Raw genomic sequence first — 13,303 nt, 5'->3', positions numbered from 1 at the left:
TGCTCTGCTCTGCTCTGCTCTGCTCTGCTCTGCTCTGCTCTGCTCTGCTCTGCTCTGCTCTGCTCTGCTCTGCTCTGCTCTGCTCTGCTCTGCTCTGCTCTGCTCTGCTCTGCTCTGCTCTGCTCTGCTCTGCTCTCAAAATTATCTTCCCCCTATTTTTGTTGTCAAGTCATTTTCCGTTACTTTTCCTTTACGCTCCGCAATAGTTTTATCACATCATCTTTCTTAATGATTGCTAAAACCGCTCCTCCAAAAAGAATTCCATATCGAATATACCAGTAATCAAACAAGAAATTACACAAAATACCTGCTGTAATTACAAGAACTGAGATTGCCAAAATCATCCTAGAATTAAATAAAATTTTCCCCGGAATGAATGTACTCATGACACGTTTGCTCACAATCCAATGCCCTATACTGTACAGAACATAGCAGACTAGCGTTGTATACCCTGCTGCAACATATCCAAATATCCGAATAAAAATATAGTTCAATCCCACATTAACTAATGCCGCTGTTATAGAAGAAAAAAGCAAAAATTGAGTTTTTTCAAAATAAAACTGAGGAAGTGCAAGAATGTTATAAAGAAAGATGAAAAACACACTTGCTGCAACCGGCGGAATTACAAATGTAGCACTAGCATATTCTTCTGAGCCAAAAAGCCATACAAGTTCCGGGCCACATAACATTAAAGAAAATACAATAACACCGACCAGCATTAATAGTGCATTTATAATTTTTGCAATTTCCGCGTAATCATTCTTCTTGATTTTCTGATACACCCATGGTGTAAAAGAATTACTAATTGCATTTGTAAAGATTTGAACAAGCATTCCTATACTATAGGCAACACTATAAAAAGCAACTTCTGATCTTCCCGCCAGTTTATCAATCATTATTCTATCACCTTGGTTCAGTATCATGCTCGATAAATAGTGCGGCAGAAGAGGAATTGCCAAACCAAGTGCATATTTCCAATATTTCTTTACAAAAAAACACCGACCATCTGCAAACTGCTTCACAATAATAATACTACAGAAAGCAACTTCCACAATAACAATGGAAGCAATACGAGCTGTAACCTTATCATTTGCAAAATAAACCGCAATCAAACCAAGAAGAGGATTTGCAATAGATTTTCCAAGAGTGACCGCAACCAACCGTTGATATTTATATTCAAATCTTTGCCGACCTGCCCAAAAGCTAATTGATGGCGTTACTAACATTTCGATGAACATTAATATAATTAGTGTTGGTGTCAATCCAAGTAACTGAACCCACATTTTCTGAAATACAAGGTATATTCCAAACACAGTAGCTGTGATTGTCATTGTCAATCCCTGCATAGAAGATATATATCTATTCCGATCATCTTCAAATTTTACCATTGCGTTGTTAAATACCCCATAATAAAGGTATAGCGATGTAATAATTGTTAAAATTTGCAGCCAAGACAAGTAGAGACTATAAGTGCCATATTGCTCATCTGTCATCAGTCGTGTAAAAATCGGTACTGTAATAAAAGCGATACCCTTTTGCAAAATACTACACATTGTAAACCAAATTGCAGATTTTGCTTGGACACTCATTTGTGTGTATTTATCGAAAATTTTTGCTTTTTTTTCCACTGTGTTCTCCAGAGCCTCCTTCAATTAAAAAGGAATCTGTGATGATTTTCAGAAAAATAGAAAACTGTACTCAAGTTCTATCCGCATCGTATCACCACAGACTCCTCTATGTTTTTCTTACACTTTTGAATTATTTAGCTAATATAGCTTTAGCTTCATTAAAAACAGAATCTTCAAGTCTTGGAGAAATCAATCCCGTTTCAAACTTAATTTTGGGTGTCAAAAAACTAGCTTCAGGTAATGAAATATCAAAAAGACATGGTTCCAAATCCTCAATCCAATTAACATACTCATCTAGTTCTTCATACGTTGAAAGTGAAGCCGCCTTGATTCCGTATGCTTCTGAAATCTTGCAGAAATCTGGAACTGTATATCCGCCACTTGCTGCAGTAGCTGCGAACCGATCTCCATGACTAAAATGCTGCGTTTCGCTAATTTTTCCTAATACACGGTTATTCATAACGAAAATTTTAATAGGCAGATTCTCCCGCTTTACAGTTTCCAGCTCTTGAATATTCATCTGAAATCCGCCATCACCACAAATACAAAAAACTTTCCCGTTGTTTGTTGCAATAGAAGAGCCTATAGCATACGGAAGTCCGCAACCCATTGCCCCAAAACCACCGCCAATATGTATTCTACCTTCTCTACCTTTAAGCTGCAAAGACTGTGCCGCCCAACACTGATTCATGCCGACATCTACAGCTACAATGGGATTTACCGGCAAGAGAGATGATATTTTTGATATTGCTAAATTTCCGGGCTGAACATCATATTTTCTCAAATACTCTTTTGCCGCGAGACACTGATTCTTCCAAATAGAATAATCACCAACTTCTTCGCTGAGTAACATTCTCATGAAATCTCTAGCATCAGCATGATATTTTCTTTCTCCTTTCTTGATATCACGGCTTAATTCATATTCATCAATATCTGCTCTTACTAAATCAGCCTTTGGTGCAAATCCTTTTGGATCTCTACCAACCTGCCTGATACCAAGCCGAGCTCCAACAGATATTACTAAATCACATTCATTTAATATCATATTGGCAACTCTATTTCCATGCGTTCCAATAAAACCAATATGGAACTCATCCTGCGCCAAGTCCACACCATTTAAAGTGGTTAAGATTGGAATATTGCTCTTTTCTGCGAATTCATAAACCATGTTTACCGCATTAGCGGATCTTACGCCATTACCGATCAGCAATACCGGCTTGCTGTATGTCGAGTGGAAAATCAATGATAACGCCTCCCTTTCTTCCCAATGTTGCCATATTATATGCCCGTCCTACAATATCTGCAAAACCTTCGCTTGTATTTGCCGTAACTGAATATTTTGAAATATTTCTCGTCATAGAGACAAGATCCATTTCTTGAAAACCATTCTGTCGAATTCCTGAAAATCCTTTCATTTCTTTTGTAGGTACATTTCCGCAAATTCCCATAACCGGGAAACTATCAAACCAAGCATCAGCTAACCCACTAAGACCATTTACTGCACCAGGTCCAGATGTTGTAAAGTAAACCCCTAGTTTTCCTGTTGTACGGGCAAATCCCACTGCTGCAAAAGCGCAGCCTTGCTCGTTATAACACACATGCATTTTAATCTCATCTTTTCTCTTATATAAAGCATCCATAAATGGTACTATATAGCCACCTGCATAACCAAATATATCTGTTACGCCACGTTCTATGAGAAAATCAACCAAATATTCAGAACAATTCATCTATTTTCCCCCTTAAAATATCTTCCACAGTCTGCTTTCTTACTAAAATATGATCTCCAGCATTGTATTCTTTATTTACTGCTTTAGAAATAACTTTAGCAAAATCAGCAGGTTCCAATAACGTTGTTTGGTCTTCTTCTGGGTACAAACTCTTTCTCATTTTTGTTTTCGTACGTGCCGGAGAAACAGCTACCGCATACAAACCATCATCTGCCCAGCACTTTGTTGCCATAACCACTGCTGCTTTAGTTGCGCAATATTCACTCCATGTTGCATGTTTTTCTACCGCTGCAGCCGATGTAACATTCACAATATCAACATTAGGATTGTACTTCAATGCAATCTCTGTACAGTAAAATGTACCTGATAAGTTTATGTCTATATGTTTCTTTGTGTTAAACAGATCAGCTTTTTTTACAGATTTAGGAACAACATAACCCGCATTATTGATTAATACATCTGGTATAAATCCGGAAATTGCTTTTTCTATGCTATCCCAATCTGTTACATCAAGCTCTACTTTTGTAGGGGCGTATACTTCATAGCCCTCGGCTTCCAGCTGTCTCTTTATCGCCTGTGCTATGTCGCCACTTCCACCAGTAATGAGTACTTTTTTCATTTGCCCATCTCCTTATTTATTCTCTGATATATTGATTCAATAATATCCAGATCGCCCGGATATGTCACCTTGAAAAGATTTGACTCTGTCTCAATAAAATACGGTTTTATTCCGTGATATTCATACATTGCTCTAGTTTCGTCTGTCATGTCGTTAAATTTGCCACTTCGATATGCTTCTAACAGCAACTTAAAATCAAATGCCTGCGGAGTTAGAAGATCATACAATTCTTCTCGATTAATATAGGTTCCATCTCTAAATATAACAGTATTAACCAAAGGCCGAACAAATGAAACTGACGGATGTGAATCATCCAACAGTTGCCGAATTTGTTTTTCTGTCACCATTGGACGAGCAGCTTCCAAAATAATAACTCTATCAGTATCCGAAGGAATCGCCTCCAATCCTTTTAGAACAGACCCTGTTCTAGTCAAACCTCCTGGTATGTCTTTTCCTACAGCTACAATGTTATTTTCTCCAACGACTTTCAGTCCTGTTTCGTAGGCGTAGCGCCATAATGGCTTATTATGAAACAGGACATCTTGTTTTGTTCCTTTATATCTTGTTCCCTTACCCGCCGCCAATAAAATTGCAGAATATTTCATCTAATGTTCTCCTTTCCTATAACTCATACATTCGCACAAATTTTAACTTCCACAGTTGCTATAGCAGTAAAAACATATATCGTAAAATCAATATCTCATAAACTAAAAATATCAATGAGACGTTTCGCATTATTTCCATCATTATACTGATTTGCCCATGCACAGACTTGATGTCTTTTTTCGAGATAAAGATCTTTCCCTTCCGAAATCTCATAAAAGAAAGAGAGCAATCCCTCTATATCTTTAATTTGATTACCAGGCATATAGTCTATAATGTTTTCATATGCAAAGCCAAGCTTGTACGATTTCATATCATCTATGATATAGGCCAGTGGACGATCAGCGAGCATATAATCAAAAGCTACGGACGAATAATCTGTAATTAATCCACTGCTGGACTTAAAAAGACTGTATATGTCAATATTATTTTTCTCTAAATACTCATTTGTCCACACAATAATATTGCTAAATTTCAGTTCGTCTATTCCGCTTTGTGCAGCGCGAGGATGTGGTTTTATCAACAAGATTATGTTTCTCTTCTGAAGCATATTGTTGATAGTTTTTAAATCCACTTCACTATGTATTAATGGAAGCCCATACAAGTATTGCACTGAAGAATCATTTCTTCTAATATTATTCTCTACTATATTGGAATTACGAAATGTCGGCATCCATACAACGACTTTCATCGTTTTATCAAATCCAAACTCTTGAAATTGCATTTGCGATTTTGGAATCACATCATTTCTCGCCATACCGTTTACAATAAATTTTTCTTTCTGAAAACAAAGCATATCTGCCATAACATCACGCACATTATCAGATGTTATCATAGCATTCGTATCAAGCTTTGGATTTAACGTAATAAAACCTTTACAATTCTTGAGTGAAGGACAGCCATGTCCTAAGTACACAACTCTTTGCCCTTTGACACGTCTTTGAAAGCAACAGCTGACTTCATAAAAAACAATGGTTGCTGTAGCGTTATAGTAAATTTTCTTTAGCCAATTTCTGTCAGAAATCGCTTCGCAGTATCCGTCATCTAATTTATGAAGATTCGAATTATTATTTATATGCCATACTATCTTATACTTTTCATAAAATTTATTTTTAATCAGTTCATCATATAACGCCTTACAGTTTCCTGAAAAATCAGTTTGACCCTTTAGAACGATTACATTTTTAATTCCAAGTATAGAGCGTAAAATCTTTGCACCACCTACATTTACCATAGTAGTAAAACAGTATTTCATGAAAAGTGCTGTTCCCTTTATTCGGCCATAAGATTTTAGCATTAACTTCAATTTTCGTAGCATCTCATCCTCCGAACATCAATATTTATGCATTTTTATATGGTCCAAAATCAAGACTTTGAAAACCATGTGTGTGTCTTTTTTCCTTCGGAGGCAATTTCATGTAATCCCCATAAACAGTTCTCAAAAACGTATCATATTCTTTAATGATAGAGAACTCTGTGTTTTCAAACGGGACAACTATAGTATCCTCAAAATATTTTCTATAAGTTGTTTCCTTATCGTAGCCGTAATATCCGCTCATATTACAAACCAACTCTGTCTTTTGGCAATTAAATTTTGTCATGTTCTCATACAACTTTGATTTTAAATATTTCATTGAAAAAAATACATTCACAAAATCAATCAGATGGAAAAGGACAAATTTCAACAAGCTACTTTTATCTTCAATCCCAGCTTTACCTTTTCGCGCCAGCATTTTTATCAGAAGATAAGTTTTCTGCTTTTGTTTTTTTCTTTCCTTAACATCAGCTGGAACATTATCAAGTGGAAAAATATCAACATAGATTCCTTTTTTTTGCTTTGTTTTTTCGTGACAATACTGAACCAGATACGTATCTTTAAGCATTATCTTTGCGAATCCAAAGAAATAATTAGGGTCATTATCCATTGTCTGAATCTCAAATGCTGCTCCAAGCTGTGTTTCGCAGGCTTTCAAAAACTTATCGTAATCCTCTCTCAGCATCGCAATATCCATATCGTCGTCCCACGGAATAAAACCTTTATGACGAACAGCACCTATCATGCTTCCGCCCGTTAATGAATACTTTATCCCATTATCATTACATATTCTTTTTACTTCTTCCGACAGCATTACAAGCAGTTCGTGAAGCTTTTTTAGATCTTTCTCATTCATATTTTTTCCTCTTCTTAATTCTGCTTTCAAGCATTAATTATTAAAAAACACATATGGTACGGTTCCATAGGATGCTCCACCTGAAGTAAATCCAATATACAAGAAATAAACTAAAAGAATACAATACATCCCATATTTAGTCAGTATTCTCGCTTTCGTATTATTCATCATAATCAAAGCCCTCGGAAATGCAATCATTATAAATGGAACAAAGAACTGACTTAATCTTCCGACAACAAAAATAAAAAAGACAAAGAACCGACACATCGCTGCTATATAGACTGCAAATCCTACTATTGAATCAGACCACGGATATTCTTCATTTGGAACTTTGGATATAAAAATTTTGCCTCCACTTATAGTGAATTTTCTTGGCCTCTGCAAAGTATCCTCATCCATTTTCCAGGGCTTTATGTAAATACAAACAAGTATTAACACCGCAAAAGGAACTACAAACTGTATTAAAGAATTCCAGTTAAAATATCCAACCGCATGCATTCCAGATTTATATATATCATATGAATCCGACAAAAAAGGTATTTGAAGTAGGTAGTTAAACAAGACAGAATATGTCACTGGAATTGCTGCTAATAGTACCAACAAAAATATAAGTCTATTTGGAGTAAGGCGTATTTTATCAACCAAAACTAAAACCAGTGCAATTAATGCACTTTTATGAAACAAAACCGCTACTAAAACAAATATAGTATATTTTAAATATTTTTTGTCCCTTAAAGCTCCCAACCCCATGATTACAATACTAACTGCCATTGCCTGACGTATTGTATTCATGTTTGAAAACATCAAATTATACGCAACATAGAAAAATGTGCCAAAGACTGCATCGTCACAATTTTTATAAATAAAATATCCATATGGCAAAACAATTATCGCACTTGACACAGCTATGAAGAACTGAGTATCTGTCGAAATATATGTTAGCAATTTACAAAATGCACAAAATCCCAACTCCCAGTCTCCTGATATCGTAACTGATTGCAAGTTATTCCAAGGAATTTGCGCAAATTGAGCAAAATGTGGTGCATAGTACTTATTCAAATCTATTCCAACCAACGGACTTCTCAATGCGTTCAAAAGGTAAATTGCGCCAAAAACAAATACAATAAAATACTTTTTTCCCTTCCTACTTCCATTAGGTTTAAATATTACGCTTGCAAATAGAATGAGCAAAAGTAATATAATATATATAATCATTTAATTTTCCTCAAGCATTCTAATTTATAGAGAATCATAAATCTTCGCTAGTTGATCTCCACAATACCGAATATCATAGCCTTGTTCTTTTAGACAATTCAAATTATTACTTCTCAAGTCTTTATAATTTTGGTGCGCAAGAATTCTGTCAGCCCAAAATTCGGCTTTCTTTTTTAATGAAATATACTCTATGTTATTTGTAACAGCAGTATCTTTTGGAATAACATTTGATGCAATACAATATAATCCAGATGCTTGTGCCTCAATATAGACCATTCCTAGTCCTTCAAATAACGATGGCAAAAAGAATATATCCATTGCTGAATATATTTTATTGACATCTTTTCGCGCTCCAAGCATTACAACATAATCGTGAAGATTATTGTTGTCAACATATTTTTGTACATTTTCCGACAATGGGCCTGAACCAACCCAAAGCAATCTTGCATCTTTATTTTTTTTCAAGACTTCTTTAAAAACGTCAACTATAAAAAACGGATTTTTTTGTTCTGCGTGTCTGCAAACTGTTCCTATAACAAACTTGTCTTTCAATCCGTATTCTGTTCTAAATGCTTGACGATATTCGTGATCAAATTTATATAGCTCAGGATTAATCGCATTCGGTAAAACAGTATACTTATTTTTCCCGAACACATCATCGCCTGCTAGTGAAGAACAAGCCAGTCCTTTTGTTGATAGCATTGCACATATAGGATCATACAGAGAACTACGAATTCTTGCTTTCATAGAAGAAGTCTCTCGTGGATTATGGCTATGATGTATTCTATTTCTCACTCCACATTTTTGCGCAGTTCTTAGAAAAGTAACCCCATTTAATCCCGTTAAATTATTGTGCACTATGTCATAATTTCCTTTTGTGAAAATATTTCGAATGAACTGTGCATTCTCCTTATTGGGCTTTCCTGTGTTATGTGGATATATAAAAATTTTTCCTCCATGTTTTTCGACATGTTCCATATGTGGAGAGGGTACATTGCTTAATAATGCAAAATCAACTTGATATCCATGATTTAGGAGTCCGTCATAGTAACTCATAATACAGCTGGCGATTCCATTTCCACTTCTTAAATTGGCGGAAGATATTATGACTTTTTTCATTAAAGACCGCCTCCTTTACTATCTTCAGATTAAATTTTGCGCACGCCCTTTTTTTCGTCTCTGTGTGCATTTATATTTTTTACACAGGCTACAACCCTGGGGCCAAAATAACTTGTCAAACACGCAATTTTTGTTTTATTCCTAGCTTTAGGATTCTTAATAACGGACCATCGGTATTTCTTTATAATTTTCCAACATTTATCAAGACATTCTTTATTTAACGGAGAACATTCATATATTTTGCATAACAGGACAAAACTATCTGTCACGTGTTTACATACTGCTGCATTTACTATCTGAGGGAAATTTTTTTCTACATATTGTAAGCATTCATCTGAAAAATCTATTAGACTCATTTTTCTTTCTGCAAATCTTTGATGCATAATGCTTTCTGAATGTTGCATGTAGAAGTAGCATTTATATGTATCAAATGAAATAACATTGGCTTTTGCAAAAATTTTATAGGTAACCGCTGTATCTTCATTTATTTTTCCTTCTGGATATTCAATTCCTTCAAACAGTGATGAAAGATACATTTTCCCCCAAGCATTAACATCTACTTCATCTTGATACAGCATTTTTTCAATCGCTTGTTCTGCTGTAAATATTTCATTTCTCCGTTCACTTGCATCAACTGTACAGAATTTTTCTGAAAATACTGTCTTTACACCACAAATCGATATTTGAGAGTTACTGTTTTTTATGGAATCATAAAGCACCTCTACATAGTCATCAGCTACCATATCATCTGGGTCAATAAAAGTCATGTATTTTCCAGTCATCCTTCTGATTCCACAGTTTCGTGCTGAAGATACTCCTCCATTAACCTTGTGAATAACTTTAAAACGACTATCCTTTGCTACATAACTATCACATATTTTAGGGCTTTCATCAGTACTGCCATCATCAATTAATAAAATTTCCAAATTCGGATATGTCTGAATAGCAATACTATCTAAACATCTCGGCAAATATTTTCCAACATTATATATAGGTAACACTATACTTATTAGTGGACTTGTTTCGGACTGGCTCATTCTTACTCTCCCGTTAAGCATTTGTTGTTATTCTATTATAGAATTCCACATATTTTTTCTTCATAGCCTCAGTGTTATAAATTTCAAGGACGTCCTGATAGGCTCTTTCAGGAAGTTCTTTAGGAAATTCCTTCATGGCCGCCTTTATACGTTCTGCATACTCCTCTGCTTTATCACACACATAGCCATTAACACCATCATTGATAACACTCTTATTCCCCATTGTATTGCTAACAAGAATCAGTTTCTTAATGTACATATTTTCGATAAGACTCATCGCAATGGCCTCACCAAGACTGCACAAAATAAAAGCATCTGCACCTTTAGCCATTGCCAAGGCTTCCTTACGAGGTTTCCATCCCGTCACTTCAATATTTGGAGCAGTCAATTCGTTTTCAAGTTCACCGTTACCAATCCAAATAAATCTTGCATCTGGTACAAGTTCAGCAATTCTATTAAAAAGCTGTGGCTGTTTCTGAACGCAGGCACGACCAAGTGTAAAGACTGTGAACTTATCATTTTTTACAGGCTTAATACCATCAAGAGAAGCTGAGAGATCAGCAAGATTCACACCTGTCTCAACATAAGCTGTTCTCTTGGAAAATTTCTTTGCCTCTTCGTCTTCACTTTCACAGCAAGTAAGTGTAAGTGCACGATTTCCGAGAACTTTTTCAGCAAACTTATAGATTTTGCTCTTCTTCCCCGGCCCCATGAGAATATGTGCATAACCGTGGGGTGTATATACGACTATATTGTTCTTTCCCTTATATGCAAGCCTGCCCAAGCCTCCTGCAACAGAAGAATGCAGATGGATTACATCTGGTTGTACATCTTTTTCAATCTGACGCAGTTCCTTAATTGCCGCAATGTCACTCTTTAAGTTGGTTAATCCCTTAACCCCAACATTTTTCATTTCAATCAAATGCACTCTCTGATCCAGAAAATCTTTATAATTCTTAGGGGTCTGCGGTCTGAGGGAATATGCAAGATAGACATCAAAATCATCCACCATATCGTTGCAGAGCTGAGACACGTAAGTAAATACACCGCCTCCAAAAGCCTCACAGATCATTAAAATCTTTTTCTTTGTCATTCTTACTCTCCCAGTTCCTTCTCACATTTATCCAATACAGCTGCAATTACCTGATCCATGTCGTAGTACTTATACTCGCCAAGGCGGCCACCAAAAATCACCTTGTTTTCTGCATCTGCCAACTTCTTGTACTCAGAATAAAGCAAGCCATTCTTAGCATCATTAACCGGATAATACGGCTCGTCGCCCGGTTTCCACTCGCTACTATATTCACGGCTGATGATTGTCTTTGGCAAATCATTTCCATTCTCATCCTTGCCAAACTCGAACCATTTGTGCTCAATGATACGTGTCCACGGAGTTTCGCGGTCGGTATAGTTCACTGCAGCGTTACCCTGGAAATTTGGCTTGTCCAACGTTTCCGTTTCAAAGCGAACAGACCGGTATTCCAGCGTACCCAGCTTATAATCAAAGTAGGCATCAATCGGTCCGGTGTATACAACCTTATCAGCCAATGCATCCAACTCGACTTTATTCTCCAGATAATCTGTGTTCAGACGAACTTCAATGCCATCCAGCAGATTGGCAATCATCTTGGTATAGCCGCCAACAGGAATACCCTGATAAAGTGCGTTGAAGTAGTTGTTATCAAAAGTCAGCCGAACCGGAAGACGCTTGATAATAAAGGACGGCAACTCCTTGCAATCACGTCCCCACTGCTTCTCAGTGTAACCCTTGATAAGTTTCTCATAGATATCACGACCGACAAGAGAGATGGCCTGCTCTTCGAGATTCTGCGGCTCACCTGTAATCTCTTTGCGCTGTTCTTCAATCTTTGCGGCTGCTTCCTCTGGCGTTACAACACCCCACATTTTGTTAAAGGTATACATATTGAACGGCAACGAATACAATTCGCCCTTGTAGTTAGCCACAGGACTGTTGGTAAAGCGGTTGAACTCAGCAAACTGTGTAATGTAGTTCCAGACTTTTTTATTATTGGTGTGAAAAATATGCGCACCATACTCATGGACATTGATGCCCTCTATATTTTCGGTATAAATGTTACCTGCGATGTTCGGTCGCTTGTCTACTACCAAAACAGACTTACCGTGTGCTTTGGCTTCATGTGCAAAAATCGTCCCGTAAAGTCCAGAACCTACCACTAAATAATCAATTTTTTTCATAGTTTACTCCTCCATCCCTTATCAGGTTCATACCTCATCTTTAATAAATATCTATCTACACATCCGATATCCACGGATAGTAATACTCATTTATAGTCCCTGCATCTCTACAGCGTAATCGGCTACATGTTGTACTTTGCTACCATAACGCATTGACGAAGTAATCATATTCCTCGTTTTCCCATTGGGCACACTCACCAATGTCATTTTCAAATCTCTATACCTATCACACAGCCGGGCAAGTGATGTTTCTTGCCATCATATCTTTTTAACCCTCTGTTCATTTCATTGCATGACAATAAGCCTGTATACAGATTGCCGCAGCAATCTATACACGCAGGCTTGCCTTCGTACCTCCTTATTCTGTTTTCTGCTCTATCAGCTTTCGCTGTGGTGGGTTAAGTATAGAGCGCAACCAGAAGCCATTAGCACCTAAAATCACGCTGGCCGCAACGCACCATGACAGGCAGAAACAGGTTGAGGTGAAAAGGTCAAGCCGCGTAAACCCTCATGAAATCAGGATTTTTTCTGGTTGCCCATATTATTTCACACTCCCCATGAATCGTGACAATCACTCTTTTTCCAAACAGCTTAGGAAGCCATGAAAAAAAAGCCGGTCCTTCTGCATGGATATGTACCACATCGTATTTTCCAAAAGCACTACAAAGAGCTGCAAAAAATGAAGAAGTAACTGCTGCCAAACCCTTCATTTCAATTGTCGGAACAGACTTTTGACAAATTCCCTCATATTCTATTTTTGTGTTGCCATCATATTCTGCACCACTCACATGATGTCCTGACCGGTTGTAACAGGTCACCAGACATCCCTTCTGTGCCATTCTTGTGCACAACTCTTTAACGACAATCTCAATGCCACCTTCTCGGGTCAGCCTCTTATGTCCAAACATAGCAATTGCAAATCTTTTTTTCATAATTTTCTCCACTTTTTGCCTCTTCGCATCAA

13 protein-coding genes are annotated in these 13,303 nt (G+C 36.8%); all 13 read right to left on the bottom strand.

Features of this window, described 5'->3' with window-relative positions:
- Positions 1–179 precede the first annotated feature (179 nt).
- Positions 180–1,628, bottom strand: coding sequence for a lipopolysaccharide biosynthesis protein (locus tag ACR0QT_RS08600; RefSeq protein ID WP_432630402.1), 1,449 nt, complete (start codon positions 1,626–1,628; stop codon positions 180–182).
- A 130-nt stretch (positions 1,629–1,758) separates the two neighbouring features.
- Entirely contained in the window at positions 1,759–2,871 is a 1,113-nt protein-coding gene (locus tag ACR0QT_RS08595; RefSeq protein WP_432630401.1) for a thiamine pyrophosphate-binding protein, read from the bottom strand.
- A complete protein-coding gene (locus ACR0QT_RS08590) occupies positions 2,825–3,358 on the bottom strand; it encodes a thiamine pyrophosphate-binding protein (RefSeq protein ID WP_432630400.1) in 534 nt (177 codons plus the stop codon). The genes ACR0QT_RS08595 and ACR0QT_RS08590 overlap by 47 nt, the downstream gene beginning before the upstream one ends.
- Complete coding sequence (locus tag ACR0QT_RS08585; RefSeq protein WP_432630399.1) at positions 3,345–3,977, bottom strand: SDR family NAD(P)-dependent oxidoreductase; 633 nt, start codon at positions 3,975–3,977, stop codon at positions 3,345–3,347. Before ACR0QT_RS08585 ends, ACR0QT_RS08590 begins: the two co-directional genes overlap by 14 nt.
- A complete protein-coding gene (locus ACR0QT_RS08580) occupies positions 3,974–4,582 on the bottom strand; it encodes an IspD/TarI family cytidylyltransferase (protein ID WP_432630398.1) in 609 nt (202 codons plus the stop codon). The genes ACR0QT_RS08585 and ACR0QT_RS08580 overlap by 4 nt, the downstream gene beginning before the upstream one ends.
- A 95-nt stretch (positions 4,583–4,677) precedes the next feature.
- Positions 4,678–5,898 carry a CDP-glycerol glycerophosphotransferase family protein gene (locus ACR0QT_RS08575; protein WP_432630397.1) on the bottom strand — a complete coding sequence of 407 codons (1,221 nt, stop codon included), beginning with the start codon at positions 5,896–5,898 and terminating at the stop codon, positions 4,678–4,680.
- A gap of 22 nt (positions 5,899–5,920) precedes the next feature.
- A complete protein-coding gene (locus ACR0QT_RS08570) occupies positions 5,921–6,751 on the bottom strand; it encodes a LicD family protein (RefSeq protein ID WP_432630396.1) in 831 nt (276 codons plus the stop codon).
- 33 nt (positions 6,752–6,784) lie between these two features.
- Entirely contained in the window at positions 6,785–7,966 is a 1,182-nt protein-coding gene (locus tag ACR0QT_RS08565) for an EpsG family protein (RefSeq protein ID WP_432630395.1), read from the bottom strand.
- A gap of 24 nt (positions 7,967–7,990) precedes the next feature.
- Entirely contained in the window at positions 7,991–9,085 is a 1,095-nt protein-coding gene (locus tag ACR0QT_RS08560) for a glycosyltransferase (RefSeq protein ID WP_432630394.1), read from the bottom strand.
- Between the two features lie 29 nt (positions 9,086–9,114).
- Complete coding sequence (locus tag ACR0QT_RS08555; protein WP_432630393.1) at positions 9,115–10,122, bottom strand: glycosyltransferase family 2 protein; 1,008 nt, start codon at positions 10,120–10,122, stop codon at positions 9,115–9,117.
- A 13-nt stretch (positions 10,123–10,135) separates the two neighbouring features.
- Complete coding sequence (locus ACR0QT_RS08550) at positions 10,136–11,215, bottom strand: glycosyltransferase (RefSeq protein ID WP_432630392.1); 1,080 nt, start codon at positions 11,213–11,215, stop codon at positions 10,136–10,138.
- Positions 11,216–11,217: 2 nt separating this feature from the next.
- Positions 11,218–12,339: a UDP-galactopyranose mutase gene (gene glf / locus ACR0QT_RS08545; RefSeq protein WP_432630391.1), complete on the bottom strand. Its 1,122-nt coding sequence runs from the start codon at positions 12,337–12,339 to the stop codon at positions 11,218–11,220.
- A 491-nt stretch (positions 12,340–12,830) separates the two neighbouring features.
- The gene (locus tag ACR0QT_RS08540; RefSeq protein WP_432630390.1) at positions 12,831–13,271 is read right to left on the bottom strand and encodes a glycosyltransferase; all 441 of its coding nucleotides are present in this window, start codon (positions 13,269–13,271) and stop codon (positions 12,831–12,833) included.
- Positions 13,272–13,303: the final 32 nt, after the last annotated feature.

This window comes from Brotaphodocola sp. (assembly GCF_050873365.1).
Lineage (GTDB): Bacteria > Bacillota > Clostridia > Lachnospirales > Lachnospiraceae > Brotaphodocola.
Note: the sequence above shows the minus strand (reverse complement) of the source record. Positions and strands in the feature narration are given on the sequence as shown.

Bases quoted from the DNA above. Each gene is read 5' to 3' on its own strand.
- ACR0QT_RS08540 (WP_432630390.1), bottom strand. From the start codon at position 13,271: ATGAAAAAAAGATTTGCAATTGCTATGTTTGGACATAAGAGGCTGACC.
- ACR0QT_RS08570 (WP_432630396.1), bottom strand. From the start codon at position 6,751: ATGAATGAGAAAGATCTAAAAAAGCTTCACGAACTGCTTGTAATGCTG.
- ACR0QT_RS08555 (WP_432630393.1), bottom strand. From the start codon at position 10,122: ATGAGCCAGTCCGAAACAAGTCCACTAATAAGTATAGTGTTACCTATA.
- ACR0QT_RS08565 (WP_432630395.1), bottom strand. From the start codon at position 7,966: ATGATTATATATATTATATTACTTTTGCTCATTCTATTTGCAAGCGTA.
- ACR0QT_RS08585 (WP_432630399.1), bottom strand. From the start codon at position 3,977: ATGAAAAAAGTACTCATTACTGGTGGAAGTGGCGACATAGCACAGGCG.
- ACR0QT_RS08590 (WP_432630400.1), bottom strand. From the start codon at position 3,358: ATGAATTGTTCTGAATATTTGGTTGATTTTCTCATAGAACGTGGCGTA.
- ACR0QT_RS08560 (WP_432630394.1), bottom strand. From the start codon at position 9,085: ATGAAAAAAGTCATAATATCTTCCGCCAATTTAAGAAGTGGAAATGGA.
- ACR0QT_RS08580 (WP_432630398.1), bottom strand. From the start codon at position 4,582: ATGAAATATTCTGCAATTTTATTGGCGGCGGGTAAGGGAACAAGATAT.
- ACR0QT_RS08575 (WP_432630397.1), bottom strand. From the start codon at position 5,898: ATGCTACGAAAATTGAAGTTAATGCTAAAATCTTATGGCCGAATAAAG.
- glf (WP_432630391.1), bottom strand. From the start codon at position 12,339: ATGAAAAAAATTGATTATTTAGTGGTAGGTTCTGGACTTTACGGGACG.
- ACR0QT_RS08550 (WP_432630392.1), bottom strand. From the start codon at position 11,215: ATGACAAAGAAAAAGATTTTAATGATCTGTGAGGCTTTTGGAGGCGGT.